General features: G+C 56.1%; 18 protein-coding genes. 7 read left to right on the top strand and 11 right to left on the bottom strand.

The genetic code is table 11. The features are described 5' to 3' along the window. Nucleotides 1–214 precede the first annotated feature (214 nt). The 5 genes from AACY26_RS15850 (at nucleotide 215) to AACY26_RS15830 (ending at nucleotide 5,524) form a co-directional block, all read left to right on the top strand. A complete protein-coding gene (locus AACY26_RS15850; protein WP_445261313.1) occupies nucleotides 215–694 on the top strand; it encodes a sigma-70 family RNA polymerase sigma factor in 480 nt (159 codons plus the stop codon). After that, a complete protein-coding gene (locus AACY26_RS15845; RefSeq protein ID WP_339515562.1) occupies nucleotides 691–1,662 on the top strand; it encodes a FecR family protein in 972 nt (323 codons plus the stop codon). The genes AACY26_RS15850 and AACY26_RS15845 overlap by 4 nt, the downstream gene beginning before the upstream one ends. 98 nt (nucleotides 1,663–1,760) lie before the next feature. After that, entirely contained in the window at nucleotides 1,761–4,163 is a 2,403-nt protein-coding gene (locus AACY26_RS15840) for a TonB-dependent receptor (protein ID WP_339515561.1), read from the top strand. 48 nt (nucleotides 4,164–4,211) lie between these two features. Then, nucleotides 4,212–5,342, top strand: coding sequence for a PepSY-associated TM helix domain-containing protein (locus AACY26_RS15835; protein ID WP_339515560.1), 1,131 nt, complete (start codon nucleotides 4,212–4,214; stop codon nucleotides 5,340–5,342). Further along, on the top strand, nucleotides 5,339–5,524 hold the full coding sequence (locus AACY26_RS15830) for a hypothetical protein (RefSeq protein ID WP_339515559.1): 186 nt from the start codon (nucleotides 5,339–5,341) through the stop codon (nucleotides 5,522–5,524). Before AACY26_RS15835 ends, AACY26_RS15830 begins: the two co-directional genes overlap by 4 nt. Before the next feature lie 140 nt (nucleotides 5,525–5,664). On the opposite strand, the gene AACY26_RS15825 is transcribed toward AACY26_RS15830, so the two are convergent. Then, nucleotides 5,665–7,431: a sodium:solute symporter family protein gene (locus tag AACY26_RS15825; RefSeq protein WP_339515558.1), complete on the bottom strand. Its 1,767-nt coding sequence runs from the start codon at nucleotides 7,429–7,431 to the stop codon at nucleotides 5,665–5,667. Between the two features lie 10 nt (nucleotides 7,432–7,441). Continuing rightward, nucleotides 7,442–7,708, bottom strand: a complete 267-nt coding sequence (locus AACY26_RS15820) for a DUF4212 domain-containing protein (protein WP_339515557.1) — start codon at nucleotides 7,706–7,708, stop codon at nucleotides 7,442–7,444. 245 nt (nucleotides 7,709–7,953) lie between these two features. On the opposite strand from AACY26_RS15820, the gene AACY26_RS15815 reads away from it, so the two are divergent. Further along, a complete protein-coding gene (locus AACY26_RS15815; RefSeq protein ID WP_445261312.1) occupies nucleotides 7,954–8,583 on the top strand; it encodes a glutathione S-transferase family protein in 630 nt (209 codons plus the stop codon). 168 nt (nucleotides 8,584–8,751) lie between these two features. Here the strand turns inward: AACY26_RS15815 and AACY26_RS15810 are convergent, their stop codons facing one another. The 7 genes from AACY26_RS15810 to rloA2 all read right to left on the bottom strand — a co-directional run bounded on the left by AACY26_RS15810 (nucleotide 8,752) and on the right by rloA2 (nucleotide 16,608). After that, a complete protein-coding gene (locus tag AACY26_RS15810; protein WP_339515556.1) occupies nucleotides 8,752–9,054 on the bottom strand; it encodes a hypothetical protein in 303 nt (100 codons plus the stop codon). A 46-nt stretch (nucleotides 9,055–9,100) separates the two neighbouring features. Beyond that, the gene (gene creD / locus AACY26_RS15805; protein WP_339515555.1) at nucleotides 9,101–10,453 is read right to left on the bottom strand and encodes a cell envelope integrity protein CreD; all 1,353 of its coding nucleotides are present in this window, start codon (nucleotides 10,451–10,453) and stop codon (nucleotides 9,101–9,103) included. A 102-nt stretch (nucleotides 10,454–10,555) separates the two neighbouring features. Beyond that, nucleotides 10,556–11,983, bottom strand: a complete 1,428-nt coding sequence (gene creC, locus AACY26_RS15800; RefSeq protein WP_339515554.1) for a two-component system sensor histidine kinase CreC — start codon at nucleotides 11,981–11,983, stop codon at nucleotides 10,556–10,558. Next, entirely contained in the window at nucleotides 11,983–12,678 is a 696-nt protein-coding gene (creB, locus tag AACY26_RS15795) for a two-component system response regulator CreB (RefSeq protein WP_339515553.1), read from the bottom strand. Before creB ends, creC begins: the two co-directional genes overlap by 1 nt. A gap of 118 nt (nucleotides 12,679–12,796) precedes the next feature. Further along, nucleotides 12,797–14,827, bottom strand: a complete 2,031-nt coding sequence (locus tag AACY26_RS15790; RefSeq protein ID WP_339515552.1) for a methyl-accepting chemotaxis protein — start codon at nucleotides 14,825–14,827, stop codon at nucleotides 12,797–12,799. A 268-nt stretch (nucleotides 14,828–15,095) separates the two neighbouring features. Next, the gene (locus AACY26_RS15785) at nucleotides 15,096–15,779 is read right to left on the bottom strand and encodes a hypothetical protein (RefSeq protein ID WP_339515551.1); all 684 of its coding nucleotides are present in this window, start codon (nucleotides 15,777–15,779) and stop codon (nucleotides 15,096–15,098) included. Nucleotides 15,780–16,083: 304 nt separating this feature from the next. After that, on the bottom strand, nucleotides 16,084–16,608 hold the full coding sequence (gene rloA2, locus AACY26_RS15780) for a retropepsin-like aspartic peptidase RloA2 (protein ID WP_339515550.1): 525 nt from the start codon (nucleotides 16,606–16,608) through the stop codon (nucleotides 16,084–16,086). Nucleotides 16,609–16,868: 260 nt separating this feature from the next. Here rloA2 and AACY26_RS15775 point away from each other — a divergent pair, with 260 nt between their 5' ends. Further along, nucleotides 16,869–17,765 carry an acyltransferase gene (locus AACY26_RS15775; protein ID WP_339515549.1) on the top strand — a complete coding sequence of 299 codons (897 nt, stop codon included), beginning with the start codon at nucleotides 16,869–16,871 and terminating at the stop codon, nucleotides 17,763–17,765. Nucleotides 17,766–17,837: 72 nt separating this feature from the next. On the opposite strand, the gene fdhA is transcribed toward AACY26_RS15775, so the two are convergent. Next, entirely contained in the window at nucleotides 17,838–19,037 is a 1,200-nt protein-coding gene (gene fdhA / locus AACY26_RS15770) for a formaldehyde dehydrogenase, glutathione-independent (protein ID WP_339515548.1), read from the bottom strand. A gap of 175 nt (nucleotides 19,038–19,212) precedes the next feature. After that, the gene (purU, locus tag AACY26_RS15765; protein WP_339515547.1) at nucleotides 19,213–20,070 is read right to left on the bottom strand and encodes a formyltetrahydrofolate deformylase; all 858 of its coding nucleotides are present in this window, start codon (nucleotides 20,068–20,070) and stop codon (nucleotides 19,213–19,215) included. Nucleotides 20,071–20,104 lie beyond the last annotated feature (34 nt).

Here is a 20,104-nt window from a genome sequence, read left to right as displayed (position 1 = left end):
TGCATCTATGGACGACCTGATGCTTATTCCACTGGTCAGCCCGCGTTCGCAGGCGGCAACGCATGACCACTGATCTATCATTTGCCCGCAGTAGATTGCAGCCGACACTGCATTCCTGCGAATATATGCGAATAGTTCTCGATGTATTTTCTATTTAGATAACAGAGCAATTCGCGTGACCTCGGCAAACTCCATTAACCATCAGCAGGTGGGCATGCTTTATCGTGACCACCGGGATTGGTTATTCGGCTGGTTACGCAAAAGCCTCAACTGCACCCAACGCGCTGAAGACATCAGCCAAGACACCTTTGTGCGCCTGCTTGGGCGCTCAGACCTGCTTGCACCTAATGAACCGCGTGCCCTGCTGACCACCATCGCCAAAGGCTTGCTAATCGACCAGCACCGGCGCAACCGCCTCGAACAGGCTTACCTGGCGGAATTGGCCCAACTGCCAGAGCCCTTGCAGCCAGACCCCGAACAACAGCAAATAGCGCTCCAGGCCCTGCTTCGAATCGACCAGTTGCTTGGCGAGTTGTCGGCCAACGCCCGCGCGGCGTTTCTGTATAGCCAGATCGATGGCCTCAAGCATATGGAAATCGCCGAGAAGCTGGGCGTCTCGGTTTCGCGGGTACGCCAATACCTGGCCCAGGCCCTGCGCCAATGCTACATCGCCCGCTACGGCGCGCCGCAATGAATGAAATAAGCCGCGCCATATTGGATAGAGCCATCCACTGGCGTCTTGAACTCAGCTCGCAAGATCAAGACCCTGCTCAACACCGGGCGTTTCAAGCATGGCTGAATGCAGCGCCCGAACATGCGCAGGCCTGGGAGCGCCTGGAGCTGATAGAACAGGACATCAGCCGTGATGCCTCACCACTGGTGCGGGCAGCACTGATTAAAGACAAGCCATCGGCCAAAACCGGCACGCTCAAGAAGTCGTTGCTCAGTATTGCGCTGCTCGCGGTATTGAGCGCCGGCTGGGCCAATCATCAGCGCCCACTCAGCGACTGGCTTGCGGACCAGGTAACGGCAAGCGGCGAGCAGCTGCAAGTCCAGCTGGACGACAACAGCATGCTGCGCCTCAACAGTCGCACCTCGGTCGATATCGAGTTCAATGCCAATGAGCGTCGCCTGGTCCTGCACAATGGTGAGATCCTGGTGGAAACCGCCCACGACGATAAACGCCCATTTATTGTCGAGACCGAACAAGGTCGCCTGCAAGCGCTCGGCACACGTTTTCTGGTGCGCGAAACGAACCAAACCACACGCCTGATCGTGCTGAAGTCTGCGGTCGCAGCTGAGCCGGCACAAGGATCGGTTCGGCGCATCATCAATGCCGGTCAGCAAGTGCTGATTACTGAACAGGGCTTAAGTCAGCCTGGCCCTGCGCCCATGGCTGCGGATGCGTGGATTCACGGCATGCTGGTGGTCGAGAACCAACGCTTGGCCGATCTGGTGGCGACTCTTGCGCAATATCGCAGCGGCTATTTGAGCGTAGATCCAGCAGTCGCCAATCTGCGTATCAGTGGCAGCTTCCCGCTGAACAACAGCGATCTTGCGCTTGCGACCATACCGCCTAGCTTGCCGGTGCGCATCGAACAACACAGCAAATGGTGGGTGCGCGTCGTGCCTGCCCAACAGACACCAGCAGCGGCTGAATAAGGCGCTGGTAAAAATATTTCACTCCCGCCCTGACACTTTTCGAATCTGCTTCGGTAATTAAGGTAATGAGACATATTTCCTTTTGGGAGCAATTCACAATGCCACTATTCCCTGCACGTTTCCGCCCAAGCCTGTTGCTGGCAGCGATCACTTTGAGCAGCGCCGCAACCATTGCCAAGGCTGAAACCTATCAACTGCCTGCAGCGCCGCTGGCCAGTACACTCAACAGCATTGCCGCGCAGTCGGGAATAGCACTGAGCATTGACCCCAAGTTGACCGCAAACAAGATGTCGCAACCGGTTCAGGGTGAATACGAGGCGACCCAAGCCCTTGAAGCTGCCTTGCAAGGTAGCGGCCTGCAGCTGGAGCGCAACAGCGCAGGCAGTTACAGCCTCAAAGCAACAGCCAGCGATTTATCCGCTGCGGCACTGCCTGATGCAACAGTTATCGGCACCCAGTTGACCACAGGCAGCGAAGCCGACGGCTACCGCAATGAGTCGGTGCAAAACGTTGGCGCGCTCGGTGGCATGCCTTTGCGTGACACGCCTTACTCGGTCAACGTGATCAGCAGTGACTTGTTGAAAAATATCCAGGCCACCTCGATGGATGACGTCTACAAGCTCAACCCGTCGACACAGTTCACCTCGCCAAGCTCCGCAGGCTACGCCAGCTCCGTAAGCATGCGTGGCTTCAGTAGCTCGGGTAACTTGAGCCTGGCCAACGATGGCCTGCGTTTCAGCAACGGCTATGACAGCGGCAACTATGTGGAGGAAATGGAACAGCTGGAAATCCTCACCGGTCTCAGCGGTTTCCTCTACGGCCCTGCCAGCCCTGGCGGCTTGGTTAACTACGTGCTCAAGCGCCCGACTTACCAGCGCTATAACAGCGTCACCCTCGGCAACGCTGGCGGCGAGAACTATTACCTGCACGGAGACTTCGGTGGCACCATTGATGAAGCAGGTGTGTTCGCATACCGCCTCAATGTCCTGGCCCAAGATGGCGAGACAGCGATAGATATGCAAAAAGACCGTCGTGAGATGGTTTCGCTGGCGCTTGACTGGAACGTCAGCGACGATCTGTTGATCCAGTTCGATGCCTCGCACAAGAAGAGCGAAACCCGCGGTCTGACCAGCTATTGGTACTTTGGTGACCAAGCCCTGCGTCCTGATGCCGACAAACTGGACAATGACAAACTCTACAGCCAGCGCTGGGCGTTTTCTGACAGCGAACACGACCGCATTGGCAGCCGCTTCAACTGGCGTCTCAACGACACCTTCACCATGCGCGGCGCCCTGGGTTACACCCAGTACGAAAACGAATACACCTACACAGGTCCAACGGTTTACAGCGCCAATGTCTACAGCCAGCCGCTGTATGCCTTTGCCCCGGTTGAAACCGAAGAAACCTCAGGCTACCTGTACCTCGACTCAGTATTTAACACCGGCAGCATTGGCCACAAAGTGACCATGGGCTATCAAGGCAATGTGTCCCGTGAGCGCAACTATGAAGACTACATTCCATACCCGGGCCCACAGTACATCTCTGTGACTCCAGACCTGCCATTCAATCAGCAACCGCAGGTTAATAAGCCCAGCTACAGCATAGGCAATGGCGATCAACGCCTGTCCAGCCGCACCCAGAGTGATAATTGGCTGATCGGCGACATCATCACCTTCAACGAGCAGTGGTCGACCATTCTTGGCCTGACCCACAGCACCATCGAGACCTACAGCAACGACTTCGTTTTTGCCGGCCCCTTTGGCTATGACGAAACCGCCACCACCTACAAAGAAAGCGAAACCACACCAAATATCTCGCTGATCTACAAGCCGTTGCCTTGGCTGACCACCTACGCCAGCTACATTGAAGGCCTGGAGGCAGGTGGAATTGCGCCCAATACAGCACTCAACGCGGGCCAGGCATTGGCCCCACAAGTAAGCGAACAATACGAGCTGGGCGTAAAAGCGACCGTAGGCGAAACCCTGCTGACCATGGCCTTGTTCAATATCGAGAAACCCAACAGCTACACCAATAGCCAGGGTATTTACAGCGACGATGGCCAGCAGGAAAACCGCGGGGTTGAACTCGGTATAACCGGCAAGGTTATTCCACAGTGGACTGTTGTGGGTGGCTTGACCCTGCTTGATCCTAAAGTCAAAGACTCAAGCAATGCCGCCAGCGAAGGTCAGAAGCCGACCAACGTCGCTAGCCAGTTTGCCAAGCTCTATAACGAATACGAACTCAATGCCCTGCCGGGCGTGGCATTGACTGGTGGCGCCTACTACACAGGCAAGATCTACACCGACGAAGCCAACAACCACAGCCTGCCTTCGGTGACGACCTTCGATGCAGGCATGCGTTATCGCACGGCAGTGTCCAACGATAGCAATCTGACGCTGCGCGCCAATGTCAGCAACTTGGCAGACAAAGAATACTGGCTGAGCAGCTATTACCTCGGCGCGCCCCGCACATTGACCTTCTCGGCTCAACTCGAATTCTAAATCGAGTAGCGGCCAGTCCTCTGGCCGCTCATTTTGATGGACCCCGTTATGCGCAGCAGCACCATTAAACGCTGGTCACAAATACACACCTGGACCAGCCTGATCTGCACTGTTTTCTTGCTTATGCTGGCCCTTACCGGCCTGCCACTGATTTTTCACCATGAGCTTGAGCATCTGCTCGGCGAGGCGCCCGAGTTAAGGCAGATGCCCGAAGATACGCCTCGGCTCAGCTTGCAACAGCTTGTCGATAAAGCAGAAAGCAGCCGCCCCGGCGAAGTCATTCAGTACATTGGTTACGACGAAGATGACAGCAATGGCGTGATCGCTATCACAGCGGCTACAGCAGGTACCGAGCCCAACTCCTCGCACACCTTTATGCTCGACGCCCGCACCGGCGAAGCCGTGGCGATGCCTGCGGCCAATGGCGGCGTGTTGATGTTTATCCTGCGTCTGCATGTGGATATGTTTGCCGGTTTGCCCGGCAAGCTGTTACTGGCGTTCATGGGCCTGTTGTTTGTCGTCGCCTGCGTCTCCGGCGCGGTGCTGTACGTACCGTTTATGCGCCGACTCGATTTCGCCACGGTGCGTCATCAAAAGTCCGCCCGAACCCGCTGGCTCGATTTGCACAACCTGATTGGGATAGTGACCCTGACCTGGGCCATTGTGGTCGGCACTACCGGCGTGATCAGCGCTTGCGCCGATATATTGATCAGTGCCTGGCGCAATGATGCGTTGAGCGCATTGGTCGAGCCTTATCGAGACGCGCCGCCGCTGACCGAACGCGCATCCGCCAATAATTTGATAAGTATCGCCCAACAAGCCACACCGGGCATGAAACCTGATTTCATCGCGTTTCCCGGTACTCGCTTCTCCAGTGAGCACCATTACAGCGTGTTTATGAAGGGGGCAACGCACCTCACTGCGCACCTGTGGACACCCGTACTGATCGATGCGCGCACCCTTGAAGTGACCGCAGTCGCTGAACGGCCGTGGTACATGGACGCATTGTCGATGTCGCAACCGCTGCACTTTGGTGATTACGGCGGACGACCCATGCAGATTCTATGGGCGGTGCTTGATGTGCTGACCATTATCGTACTGATCAGCGGCTTGTATTTGTGGTGGGTGCGGCGCTATGGCGCTGCAGCTCGGTCAAATAGCAAGGAAGTCACTGCATGAGCTGGAAGCAATCAACCTTTGCCCTGCCGCTGATCATTGGCTTGCTCAGCCTGCTCGGCTTGTTCTGCGCCCTGCTCGGAGATGGTATGTGGGATTGGTTTGCCTGGCTCGGCTTGGGCATCCCGGCGCTGCTTGGTTGTTGGCCACTGCTGGTTCGCAAGGGTAAGCCAGCCACCCGTTAGGCATCGGGTGGCTAAAGCCCGTTTGATTTGAACCATCGTAAATAACCCGCTGAGATATTCTCAGCCATAAAAAATCCGACCTCCTTGCAGAGGTCGGATTTTTTGTTTCAGCACGCCCGCGCTATACGGGCGCTTACAACTTAGTGATCGATTGCAGCGCCCGCACCACGTGGGACGCGGATGTCTTCGATCAGATGCTGGATGCGCTCTGGTGGCGCGCTGGTAACAGAGGCTACAGCCACCGCCACTACGAAGTTGAAGATCATGCCCAGGGTACCAATGCCTTCCGGCGAGATACCAAACCACCAGTCAGCAGCACCAGCAGTCGGGTCAATGAACTTGTAGTAAACGATGTAGCTGAAGGTGAAGGTCAAGCCCACAACCATACCGGCGATCGCGCCTTCCTTGTTCATCTTCTTGGAGAAAATCCCCATGACGATGGCCGGGAAGAAGGATGCCGCAGCCAGCCCGAAGGCAAATGCCACCACCTGCGCCACAAAGGCCGGTGGATAAATCCCGAACAAGCCTGCAACCACTACCGCCACGCCTGCGGCGATACGAGCAGCGAGCAGTTCCTGCTTCTCGGAGATGTTCGGCATGATGTTGCTCTTGAGCAAGTCATGGGAGATTGAGGTCGAGATCACCAAGAGCAAGCCAGCAGCAGTCGACAAGGCCGCCGCCAAACCACCCGCTGCAATCAGGGCGATTACCCAACCTGGCAGGTTAGCAATTTCCGGGTTGGCCAGAACCATGATGTCGCGGTCAACGTAGAGTTCAGTCGCAGCATCAGTTGGTGCATTGGTGACCTGACGTTCGCCATGAGCACCAGGCTCAGCAGAGAAGGTTGGCGCACCCGCAAATGGATTACCTGGGCCGTACTGAATCTTACCGTCGCCATTCTTGTCGAGCCAGGCGATCAGACCGGATTTCTCCCAGTTTTTAACCCACTGTGGTGCATTACTGTATTCAACACCAGGAATCGTCGTCAGCAGGTTGGTGCGCGCAAACGCAGCAACAGCTGGGGCCGTGGTGTACAGAATGGCAATGAACAGCAGTGCATAACCGGCAGACTGGCGAGCAGCGCGTACGGTTGGCGTGGTGAAGAAGCGCACAATTACGTGCGGCAGGCCCGCGGTACCAACCATAAGCGCCATGGTGATGAAGAACACGTCGATAGTCGACTTGCTGCCATCGGTGTAAACGCCAAAGCCCAGCTCAGTACCCAGACCGTTGAGACGCTCCAGAACCGACTGGCCAGTGCCCGTCACTTCGCTACCAAAGCCCAGTTGTGGGATTGGGTTACCGGTGATCAGCATCGAAATGTAGATCGCTGGCACCATGTAGGCGAAGATCATCACGCAGTATTGCGCCACCTGGGTGTAGGTGATGCCCTTCATGCCGCCAAGAACGGAGTAGAAGAACACGATGCACATGCCGATGATTACACCGGTGTTGATGTCTACTTCCAGATAACGCGAGAAGACGATACCAACGCCGCGCATTTGCCCGGCCACGTAGGTGAAGGAAATGAAGATCACGCAGATTACCGCAACCACACGAGCTGTCTGCGAGTAGTAACGCTCGCCGATAAACTCAGGCACGGTGAATTTGCCGAACTTGCGCAGGTACGGTGCCAGGCACATGGCCAGGAGCACGTAGCCGCCGGTCCAGCCCATCAGGTAAACGCTGCCGTCGAAGCCGGTGAAGGAAATAATCCCCGCCATTGAGATAAACGAAGCCGCGGACATCCAGTCGGCGCCCGTAGCCATACCGTTGAGCACCGGGTGAACGCCTTTACTGGCAACGTAGTATTCACTGGTAGACCCGGCACGGGTCCAGATGGCGATGCCGATGTACAGTGCAAAGGTTGCACCGACAAACAGATAAATCAGAGTTTGGGTATCCATTGTCGGCGCCTTATTCTTCGTGGACGTCGTGTTTGCGATCGTATTGATTCATCTTCCACACGTAGAAGAAAATCATCAGCACAAATACGTAGATAGACCCTTGCTGGGCAAACCAGAATCCCAGTGGGAAACCGAAGAACTGAATGGCATTAAGCTCATCAACGAACAAAATACCGCAGCCGAATGACACCACAAACCAGACAACCAAAAGCGTCAACATCAGCCGCAGGTTGTCTTTCCAATAGGCTTTCGCAGCCTCTTGCTTAGACGCAGACATGTGAGGTTCTCCTCAATTGTTTTTGTTGTTTTGACACCTGCAACTTAGCAGCACAGGGCGTAAGCGCCAGTGAGACTTTGGTCGAGTGCAATCAAGCCATGTGCAAGTCTTCAATGTTTATAGGCTATGTAGCGCAGCCGTGCCCCAGTTGCCCTGCGCACCCACGACCAAGGTCGTATACTGCCTCCTCACTAGAAACAAACAGCTAATGTGACGCACCACTCAAAAACACTGGAAGTAGGCCAATGCCCTGTAAAGACATGACCCTGTTTTACTCACCAGCTTCGCCCTTCGCACGCAAGGTCATAGTGCTGTTGCATGAGACCGGGCAACTGGCAAATGTCGAGCTTTTCGATGTTCAGCTCAGTCCGGTAAGCCCAAGCGGAGACGTCATCGCACGCAACCCATCGGGCAAGATCCCGGCACTTGAGCTGGCCAATGGCGATACCCTGCACGACAGCCGGGTAATCCTTGACTACCTCGACCACCAGCACAGCGGTGAACCACTGATTCCCCGGAACGGTGCAAGACGCTGGCAGCGCCTGACCCTCGCCTCGCTGGCTGACGCGATCCTCGACGCGGCTATTTTGATCCGCTATGAAACCTTTCTACGTCCACAAGAGCTGCACTGGCCGACCTGGCTGGACGCCCAGCAGGAAAAGATCGAGCGCGCATTAAGCGAGCTGGAGACTCAAGCCGATACCGGGCAATTGCAACGCTTTGATATCGCCTCAATCAGTATTGCCTGCGCGCTGGGCTATTTAGACTTTCGCCAGCCGCAACTAGGGTGGCGCGAGCGTTTTGCCCGCCTGGCAAGCTGGTACGAAGACATCAGCAAGCGCGAGTCGATGCTCAGCACCCAGCCCCCGACCTGAGTACGGGCTTCACCGTGGTTGACTAGCCTCTGAACTCAGCGCTATCGCGCGTGCAACGGGGCGTTTTGATCCGCTCAAAGCGCTTGGCAGAAGGCGCAAACAACTGGGCAATCTGCCGAGCCAACCGGGCCCCGTATCGTGCATCCTCGCGCAAGCCGATATGCCTGCTCATCGGCGATACCAGAGATAATAAAAACCGCCACCCAGTACCAACGCCAACTGCCCAAGTGCGGCGCAAAGCTGGGCGAAAGACTGCACCGAAGGGTTGCCTGGCGCATTGGCGACCCCGGTCAGGCTACTCAGGAAGTCCGCTGGCAAAACGCTCAAGACCAGCCAACTCAGGGGGGCGCCGGTTAATGTCAGCCCGCCAATCAGGTCAAAGCGCCGCAGGAACATCAGGCTGATCAACAGAAACAGGCTGAGAACCGCCCCCAGAAAACAACACAGCGAAAAGCGCATTAAGACTCGCATGCTCGATACTCCGTGAGCGGCGCGGTTTGCCCGCGCCGCAGGCTGATTAGTTGAGAGGGGTCGCAGCCGAGCCCTTGCCGACGCCGTACCAGTCGAGATTACGGGTCAGCACCATAAAGCCGCCGAGCACTGCGAAGACCAGTATCGAACCCATCAGCAATGCGTAGTCTTCCGCACTGAGCAAGCCATAAAGCATGGCGTAGAGCATGCCAAGCAGCAGGCCAAAGCCAATGCCCCGCGTAGCGCTGCGTAATACATAGCTGACATAGAAACTGATCAACGCCACACAGGCAGAGGCCGAGATTGAGTAGGCCAAGGCGAATCCAATGTGTTCGGAAAGTGAAATCAGCAATAGGTAGAACAGCGCCAGCGACAAGCCAACCAGGGCGTACTGCATCGGATGCACGGCCATGCGCTTGAGCACTTCAAAGAGGAAGAACACCGCGAACGTCAGGGTGATAAACAGCAGGGCGTATTTAATCGAACGATCAGCCTTGAGGTATTGATCGACCGGATCGACAAAGCTCACCCCCATATTGCGTGACGACAAGGCTTGGCACTGGCCTCCCGAGCGGCAGCCAGCCAAGGTCTCCTCCATATTGGTGGCGAAGAAACTGGTATGCCACTTGGCCTTGAAGCCTTTTGCACTCACCGAGCGTTCAGTCGGCAAATACAGTCCGCTAAAACTTGGGTGCGGCCAATCCGACGAGAGTTCCACTACGCTGTCACGGCCAATGGGGGTCACATGCAGGCTTGCGGTGCCTTGCAGCTTGAGGTCAAAGGCAAAGCTCAGGTTCTGCTCCTTTGCCAGATCCATGGCCGGCAAAGGCACATGCACCCCGCTCCCCAATATCGGCTCGCCACTGCCCGGCTGAAAACTCAGTCGCTGATTATTCAGCTCTAGCTTGAGGTCGTTATTGATACCGCGGATATCACTGATACCTACGGCCAGGAATGCCGGGTCGAAGCTGTAGTCTTCAAGTTTTCCGCTGACACCATAGTGAGCAGGCAGGTTGAACGAACCGCTGATACGGTTATCGCTGTGGTACAGGCGCGCTTGGTAGATGCCACGATTGCGCAGTTCAGTGCGCATCGAGCCATTGAGGTTGAACTGCTCAGGCAAAAAGTACATGCGTCCGCGTACTTGCCATTCATCCCAGTAGCGCTCACCGGTCTTTTCGTTGGTTTTCCAGCCACGCTTGGCTTGGGCATAGGGCACGACCAGAATCGGCCCGGTCAGTTGCTGGGCAAAGCTTGAACTGCGAGCAATGTCCTGAACCACTTGATCACGTTGACTCTGCCGCTCGTTGACCAGATTGCCGATCATCAATAACGGAATAAACAACAGCACAACTAACAGGGCGATGGTGCCCAGCTTGAATAACAAAGGACGATTCATGGTGCAGCTCTCCATGCGTGGGTTGATGGAGAGCACTTTGCGCCGTCGAAATGGTGGCTTTATGGAGCCTGTATGGAGACTCTGTGGAGCTTGTGTGTTGGCCTAGCCTGCAAGCGGGAGCAATACCCGGACCTCAACACCGCCCTCAACATTGGCAATATGCAGTTGGCCGTCATGCAGCTCGATGACTTCCTCAACGAAGTTCAAACCCAGCCCGGTACTTTTACGCCCGGTCTGTGGCCGAGGCAGCGAGTAAAAGCGCTCGGTCAACCGTTCAAGCGCGTATTCAGGAATGGCCTCACCTTGGTTGAAAAAGCAGATCTGCACCGCCTGCTGACAACGCTCAGCCTTGATAGAAATCAAGCCGTGGACCGGGCTAAACGCCAGCGCATTATCGAGAATATTGGCCAAGGCCTGGCGCAGCAAAAACTGATCACCCAATAGCACAAGGTCTGGCGCAACGGCCAGGTCCAGGCGCAACCTGGCCTGCTCAATTGCGGGGGCCTGTGCTTGAAGCAGTGACTCCAGCAACTCGGCCAAGGGCACCTTGACGCGCGTCTCCAAGGCTTGCATCTGCTCAACCTGAGCCAAGTGCAGCAACCGCTCGATCAACTGCTGCAAGCGCGAACTTTCCTGGCTGATATTAGCGACAAACCGCTTGCGCGAATCATGGGGCAAATCTTCATCCAACAACTCAGCCGCGCCACGAATCGCCGCCAGCGGGCTTTTCAGTTCGTGGGTCAAGGTATGCACATAACGCTCAACATAGGCCTTGCCTTCAAGCTCGGTGCGCATGCGCTCGACCGCCAAGGCCAGTTGCGTCATTTCACCACCCGGCATGCGCGGTAGCTCTGCACGCCGTCCTTCGCTCACCGTCTGCGCATAGCGCGTCAGTTGGCGCAGCGACGAGCTTAGCCACCAACTCAGTAAGCCACCGACCAACAAGCCAAGGGCAATCAAGCCATAGCCAAGCCAAGAAAGACGCCGCTGTGAACGCTCGATATACGGCTGCAAGGTTTGATTGGGCTTGGCCACCGTAACGACGCCGATAATCCGTTGCCCCTCCTTGATCGGCGCCGCTACATACATCACCGAGCTTTCTGGATCGTTCGGGTCTTCGCGGGTTGAGCGTGCACCGTACTCACCGCGCAGCGTGCGATACACATCATTCCAGCGCGAGTAATCCTGGCCAACCGCCTGCCCCGTGGAATCAAGCAAGACAATGCCCTTGGCATCGGTGACATAGATACGGTGATTCACCTGCGTTTTTTGCACGCCCCAAATATCAGCGTTAGGCGAGCGCACACCGTAGGTTTTCAGCAACTGCGGCCAGTGGCTCTGGCTGAGTTTTCCAGCCTGCACATCATCGCGCAGCACCTCGGCCAGCAGATTGGCGGTATCAACCAGGGTCTCCTCGGTTGATTGGCGCACGCCGGGGCGGATCTCGTCCATGACAGTGCTCAGCACGAACCAGCCAGACAAGCCAACAAACAGGAAATACACCAAGAAGATACGAATCGCGATGGGCATCAGCCGTCACTCAGGCATTTGAGGCTGTAGCCCAGGCCACGGTGCGTCTGGATCGGGTCACGGGCCGCATTCACCAGGCGCAGCTTGGCGCGCAGGCTTTTGATATGACTGTCGATATTGCGCTCATAACCCGCATCTGCGGCGATCCCCAGGCCATCAAGCAGTTGCTCACGAGAAAATACGCGTTCTGGCTGTTCAAGCAGCACGCTGAGCAACTTGAACTCATGACGGGTCAGGCTCAAGGGCTGCCCAAAGTAATGCACCTGATCACGTTGGCTGTCCAGCTCAAAGCTTTGATAGCGCAGCACGGTCTCACTGCGGGCAACCTCACGCGGCGCGACGCGCTTCAGAATCGCTTTGACTCGCGCGGCAACCTCACGTGGGCTAAAAGGCTTGACCACATAATCGTCGGCGCCAATTTCAAGCCCCACCACCCGATCAATCTCGCCGTCGCGCGCGGTAAGGAAAATCACCGGCACTTCGCTGAAGCGACGCAACTGCTTGCACACCTCAAAACCACTGATGTCCGGCAAACCAACATCCAGGATCAGCAGATCAGGCTCCGTTTGCTGCACGAACTCAAGACAGGCCTGCCCCAATGCCAGCCAAGTGGTGGTGAAACCCTCTGATTGCAGGGCATAGATCAGGGTGTCCGCAATGGCGGCTTCGTCTTCGACAATCAGAATGTGTGGCATCAGCGTCCTGCGTATTGGCGGTCCCGGCGAGCAGACTGCGACAGGCGCCCGACAGCGTCAAGCCAACACCTGCCCGGGCCGTGAATAAAAAGACCTGGGCAGACGCCTGGCTTGATGATCAACCCAGGCGGAAACGCCCGGTATTCTGCGCCAGCTCCAGGCTGCCCATGCGCAGCTGCTCCGAGGCCTGACTCACCGCTTGTGCGCCATCGAGCAAGGTGCTGGCGTCCTGATCAACCTGCTGGATATTGCCGCTGACCTCATCCGCCGTGGCGGCTTGCTCCTCGGCTGCAGTTGCGATCTGCGCCAGACGGTCGCTCACACGCTGGACCGACTCGACAATACCGCTCAGATCATCACTCATCGCCAGCACACTGCTGACATCGCCCTCAGCCTGAGCCACGGCCTGTTCCATCATTTCAACAGACTCACCGACCACCTTATGCAAGTCGGCGACCGTCTGCGCAATTTCGGCGGTGGAGTTTTGTGTGCGCTGCGACAGGCTGCGCACCTCATCGGCAACCACGGCAAAGCCTCGGCCTTGCTCGCCCGCCCGCGCTGCTTCAATTGCCGCATTGAGCGCCAGCAGGTTGGTCTGCTCGGCAATCCCCTTGATCACATCAACCACCCGGGTAATCTGCTCGGTTTGCTGCTGCAACTGCTTCAAGGTTGCCGAGCTATCACCCAGGCGTACACTGAGCTGACGCATGCTGGAGCTGGTGCGCTCACTGCGCTGGTTACTTTGATTGGCCACTTCCTGGGTTTGCACCGCTTCGACTGCAGCCTCCTCGCAGCTTTGGGCGACACTTTGCGCAGTTGCCGCCATTTGCGTGGCAGCAGCGGCAATCTGGCTCATCTGGCCTTGCTGGCGCTCGACGGCCTGCAATGAATTTTGTGCCTGGCGACTCAGCACCTGAACCGTACCGCCCAAGCCTTCGCTTTCATGGTTGACGCCCTGCAGCGAGCCGCGCAGTTGAACCACGGCGGTATTGAGCGCCAAGGCTATTTGCGCCAGTTCATCTTTACCGTACACCTGCATCTGCACGCGCAAGTCGCCATCGCGCAGGCCCTGGGCCGCTGCAATAATTTCGCGGGCGCTGCGACGAATCGACCAATTAAGACAGACAAGACCATAAAGTGCAGCAAAGGTCAGCAGTGCAAATACCAGGACAATATTAAGCATGCGCGCTGTTGCTACGTGCTGATAGGCGTTTTGGCTCTGCTCGAATTGCTCCACTTGCGCCTGCTGCAGCGCGAGCAAGTGCTGCTGCAAGGCTTCGATTCGCTGAATAAATTGTGCGGGGGTCAACTGCATGGGATTGGCATCAAACATGTCCCGGTCGATCTCTTTCAAGAACAGCTCGATGCCTTGCTCGGCGGCCGTAAATGGCGCTTGCAGTGTTTTCATCGAATCCGGAGCCGTTCGTTCAAGGGTGTTATGCGCCTTGAGCAGTTGAGCGCTTGATTCATCGATGCTACGCCGCAGGTCGCGAATCCCCACGCGGCTTTGCAAGGTGAAATGCTTGGAAACCACAGCGCCATAACCACGGCTGGCAAAGCTGGCGAGGTTTTCAAGCAAGCGCGGCAAGGTGAAAGTCAATTGCTCCATCATCAGGTAGGTGTCGAGATGGGGGTCCAGAATCATTCCGCTGTCGGTGGCAATCTGCTCGCGAAGCGCGGTGAGATGCTGGAGGTTCATTTGGTAACGCTCCAAGGCATCAGGTAACGCAATGTTACTCAGTTCGGCTGAACTCAAGCGGCTGCGATCGGCCTGCAGGGTTTGCAACAGCTCGCTTGCCTGGCTCGACATTTCGGCGCCAGTCAATTGCTCAGACGCCTGTTTCAGCGCTTCATCGAGCTTGCCTTCACGGCTGGTCAATAACCCTTGGGCAGCATCATCGGTGCCTTTCCAGCGCGCCAATAAAGTGCGTTGCTCAAGCACCTCGCGCTGAACCTGAGCCAGGGCCTGAATATCGTGAAGGCCTTTGATCTGCTGATCAATCAAGCGCTGGCCGGCCTGGTACTCGGACCATATAGCCCACAGGGCATAGGTCAGCGGCAATATGAACAAGACAGCGAGGATAAGAAACTTACGGGCAAAACTAAAACGCTCGAGCAAACTGACGCCCGGCTTGAGTACTACAGTCATGACGACACCTCAAAACACTTAATGCACGCTCAGTGGCAAGCGCAACAAGCTAAGGAACCTCTGAAAAACTACTGCGCTCGATATTGCGGCGTTAAAAAACTGCTCAAGATACTCATTTAGACCACTAAACTCCGCTTTTTCGCATTTTTTTGCCTTGTACTATCTACGCTCGCTACCTTTTTCAGAGGATCCCTAATGTCCAAGCAAGAACCACGCCGATGCCAAGGTGCCACTATCCAGCAAGATGGCCGTACCGCTTGGCTAAGACTTATATCGGCAGGAAAGCCATTCTCAATATGCTGTGCGTCGCATAATTTATGCTGCGCTGGGAGCGCTCGGAGGTGATGGTTGCCATCATGTCTTGATAAGCGATGATCTTGCCGAATAATCGCTCGAAACTGAGGTTGTACGGCGGCTTACTAACACCATTGGTGAAGACCAGGCGTGCGCCGCTGGCATCAAGGCGATGCTTTAGGCGCCAGACCAGGATTTCAACGTTGCGCGCACTGTTATAAAGCGCCTGCTGGTCAGGCGTATCGAACAAATAGAAGTCATCAATGTAACCATAGGAGCGGCTAAGCATGCCGCGCAGCCCGGCCATTACGGCATACACCCGGTCGCCCTGAAAGTGCACATCAAGGGCAGCATCCATAGCTGACAATTCACTTTTGCCAAGATAAGCGGTTTGTTGGTCAAGCGGCGTTGCCCACAACTGTTGCTGGCGGGAAAGTATGGTGGCGTTAGGGGTTTTGTAGAGTTCGTCCGGGTTGCGCTCATAAAGCTTGCCCATCAGCACAATCAAGCTTTGATCAATGGTGCGCCAGTGCATATCGACGACCATGTCGATATCAGTCTTGGCGACTTTATTCAGCTTAAGCGCCCCCCCGCTGCACGCGAGCAGGTTAAGGCAGAATAGGGCGATCACAGCAATATGCAAAAAGCCAGAGCCCATGGGCCTGATACCTGATGCTGCCGGCACTAGAACAAAAGCCCGTCCGGAGAGCGTTTTTGTACGCGTTGCTGTTGCACCTGAGTCATCCTTGTATGCGGTCAACAGCTCAATTCTAATGAGCTGTCAGTATTGTTATACCGACAACATAGAACACTCACCTGCAAGTCTCAAACCCCTAGTGACGCCAATCGGAGGCGGATGACGCTTTTTTCATCCGCCATTGTTGACGGTATGCATCTGAGTTGGTGGTTCATCGATGTACCACACTGGGTGGACAAGCTTCGCGTTGTCACACCCTACGCACTCAGCATTCCGGGCGTTCGACGGTGTAGCGCTCGGCCGGGTTGATGGCCGCATCGAGCTTACGAATCGCGCTGGCACCGATCAGCAACGGATAATCAAAGTGCGTGCGGTCGGTCAGGTTGACTTCGACAGTGCGCAATTGATGCCCCACGCAAATTTCAAGATTGACCACCGGGCGTTCAGTGGTCGAAGGGCTGCTGGCTGTCACATTAGCGCCCTCTTCCGCACGGTTCTTGATTTCGGTAATACGTGCCAACGGCTGTTCATACACAGTATCGTCAGCATCTTTAATGGCCAAACGGAAACGTACCCACTCGCCGCCATCACGTTTGAATCGTTCAATATCCTTGGCAGATAAAGAGGCGGTCATTGCGCCGGTATCCATCTTGGCCTTCAAGGTTTGGCCAATTTGCGGCAGCGTGACCATCTCGTAGCGACCGTAGGTATTGAGCTCGGTATCAGTTTTTTCAGCAGCCATCACTGGCAGGGTCAATAGTGCAGCAGTCAGCGCAATAACAGTCTTCAAACGTCATTTCTCCATAAAAGTCTGGTGCATCTGACTCGGATGGCTGACAGAGGTTCTGCCCAATTTGCAACACATAATGTCGCACCCCGGGCAGCGAAAAACGTCACAGGCAAAGCCACAAGAGCGCTCTTACAGGTAAAGATGTTGCGCGATGGTTGCAGGTGACGGCCGCAGCAGCCTTCGCGCAGCCTGAGCATGGCTTGGCCTTGGCAGGCCGCCAAGCCTATGATGTAGGCGACTCTGTATATCAAGGAGCTGCCATGCGCCGCTTGCTCACTGGCCTGAGCGTCACCCTTTTGCTGCTGCTAAACACCCTGATTTTGATCGGCCCGCTGCTATTGATTGCTTTGGGTAAATTTATCCTGCCGGGCAAGCAGCTCAAGGCGAGTTGCTCTCGCGGGGTGATGTGGGTGGCGGAAACCTGGGCTGAAATCAACAAGTTGATCTTTGCCTGCCTGCTGCCCACGGTCTGGGATATTCGCGGCAATGCGCAATTGCGCAAGACCACTTCATACCTGGTCATCAGCAATCATCAGTCATGGGTTGATATTCCGGCGCTGGTGCAGGTCTTCAACCGGAAGACGCCCTACTTCAAATTCTTCCTCAAGCAACAACTGATTTGGGTACCCTTTCTCGGTCTGGCGTTCTGGGCGCTGGACTATCCCTTTATGCGCCGCTATTCCAAAGCCTATCTGGCTAAACATCCCGAGCGTCGCGGTGAAGACCTTGAGATCACCAAGCGCGCCTGCGAGAAATTCAAAGACCTTCCGGTGACAGTGGTCAATTACCTTGAAGGCACACGTTGCACACCGGCCAAACAAGCGCAGCAACAATCGCCCTATCGCTACTTGCTGAAGCCCAAAGCCGGTGGCGTGGCATTTGTACTGGCTGCGCTAGGTGAGCAACTCGATGCGGTACTGGATGTCACCGTGGTTTACCCAAGCACGCAGATTCCGGGCTTCTGGACCTTGATCAGCGGCCAGGTGCCGAAAGTCATCATCGATATTCAAACCCTGGAACTCGACCCTGCATTGCACCAAGGCGATTACCAGAACGATGAGCAGTTTCGTCAGCAAGTACAGGCGTGGGTGACGGATATGTGGCAACGCAAAGACGCGCGTATTGCGCAGATTCGCAGTGAATTGCAGCAGCCCTGAACCCCGCATGGAAAGCTAAAAAGCTCGCCGCCCAGAACAACGGCGAGCTTGATTCAGACCGCAACCCGTGAATCAGGCCGCGCTAAAGGAACGGTGTGGATCAATAACGAATTTCTTTGGCACACCGGCATCGAATTCACCATAGCCTTGCGGCGCCTGGTCGAGGCTGATCACCTGCACGCCCACCACTTCAGCAATATTGATCCGATCCCACATGATCGCTTGCATCAACTGGCGATTGTATTTCATTACCGGTGTTTGCCCGGTATGGAAGCTGTGCGATTTAGCCCAGCCCAAACCAAAGCGAATGCTCAGGCTACCGATCTTCGCCGCAGCATCCACCGCGCCCGGATCTTCGGTCACATACAAGCCGGGAATACCAATTTTACCGGCCACCCGCACCACGCCCATCAGCGAGTTCAACACAGTCGCGGGCGCTTCATGCTGCGCGCCGGCATGCCCGTGACCGCGTGCTTCGAAACCAACCGCATCAACCGCGCAATCAACTTCTGGCTCGCCAAGCAGATCAGCAATCTGCTCGTGCAGCGGCGTGTCTTTCGACAGGTCGGCAATCTCGAAACCCTGGGCCTTGGCATGGGCCAGGCGTACAGGATTAACATCACCAACAATCACCACCGCAGCGCCCAACAGCCGTGCAGACGCAGCCGCAGCCAAGCCCACGGGACCGGCGCCAGCGACATACACAGTGCTGCCTGGGCCGACGCCCGCAGTCACGGCGCCGTGATAACCGGTCGGCAAGATGTCTGAAAGACAGGTCAGGTCGCGAATTTTCTCCATCGCCTTGTCGCGATCAGGCAACTTCAGCAGGTTGAAATCGGCATATGGCACCAGCACGTAATCGGCCTGGCCGCCAGTCCAGTCACCCATGTCGACATAGCCATAGGCGCCACCGGCACGCGCCGGGTTGACGGTCAGGCAAACGCCGGTGTGCTGCTCTTTACAGCTACGGCAGCGACCGCAAGCCACGTTGAAAGGCACCGAAACCAGATCACCTATCTTCAAGTGCTCAACATCGCGGCCTTTCTCGATCACCTCACCGGTAATCTCATGGCCCAGCACCAGGCCAACCTGCGCCGTGGTACGGCCACGCACCATGTGCTGGTCGGAACCACAGATGTTGGTTGAAATGACTTTGAGGATGACGCCGTGCTCGATCTTCTTGCCGCGCGGATCCTGCATTTTCGGATAGTCGATACTTTGCACCTCGACCTTGCCAGCACCGAGATACACCACACCACGATTATCAGACATCGTTTGCTCTCCTTCTTGTTGTCGTAACAAAAGCGCAGCCAACGGCCACGCGGCCTTGCACTGGAGCATTTGCAGCGGCTGAAGCATTCACAAAGAGTCTGAATTAAGCGCTAAACCAGAAACTCTTAAGGCAGTGTGAAACAACTGTTTCAGCTTGGAGAAAAGGCAGGCTGTGCTAGAGCACAACCGTGCGATTTGCGTTTAAAAAGACCCGGCGCTCGAGGTGATAGCCAATGGCCTTGGCCAAGGTCAGGCACTCGATGTCGCGTCCTTTGGCAATCAAGTCTTCGGGGTAGTGGCTGTGATCAACCGGTTCAACGCCCTGGGCAATGATCGGCCCTTCATCGAGATCGTTATTGATGTAGTGCGCGGTTGCACCGACCAGTTTCACGCCCTTTTGGTAAGCCTGGTGATAGGGCTTTGCGCCCTTGAAACCCGGCAGCAACGAGTGGTGAATATTGATCGCCCAGCCATCCAGCTTGCGGCACAGTTCTGGCGACAGCACCTGCATATAGCGGGCAAGCACGACCAACTCGGCACCGGTATCTTCAATGACTTGCAATACCTTGCGCTCTTGAGACGGCTTGTCATTCGGGTCGAGGGCGAAGTGGTAATAGGGGATGTCGTGCCAGCGCGCCAGCGGCTCCAGGTCCGGGTGGTTGGAAATCACCGCAACCACGTCCATCGGCAAATGACCAATGCGCTGGCGATAGAGCAAGTCGTTCAGGCAGTGATCCGACTTGGAGACCATCAACACCACTTTGGCGCGGTAGCCCGGCGGGGTCAGCTCGGTTTGCATCTCGAACACTGCGCTGCGCTGGTCCAGCTCTTCGCGAAAAGCCTGCTCGTCGAAACCCTCTGGCTGGCGAAACTCAATGCGAATAAAGAAACGCGACGACAGCCGATCATCAAAGGAGTGATGCTCGGTGACATAGCAGCGCTGCTCGAACAGGAACCGTGTCAACGCATCCACCGTGCCCAGCACGCTTGGGCATTGCGCTGTCAAAATCCAGGTATCCGGGGTTCTGCTCATTACAATCTCCCTGCATTCACACGCGGCATCAGCG

It is taken from the genome of Pseudomonas sp. RL_15y_Pfl2_60, assembly GCF_963970595.1.
Classification (GTDB): Bacteria; Pseudomonadota; Gammaproteobacteria; order Pseudomonadales; family Pseudomonadaceae; genus Aquipseudomonas.
The sequence above is the reverse complement of the archived record's forward strand: the minus strand, read 5'-3'. Positions and strand labels throughout refer to the sequence as shown.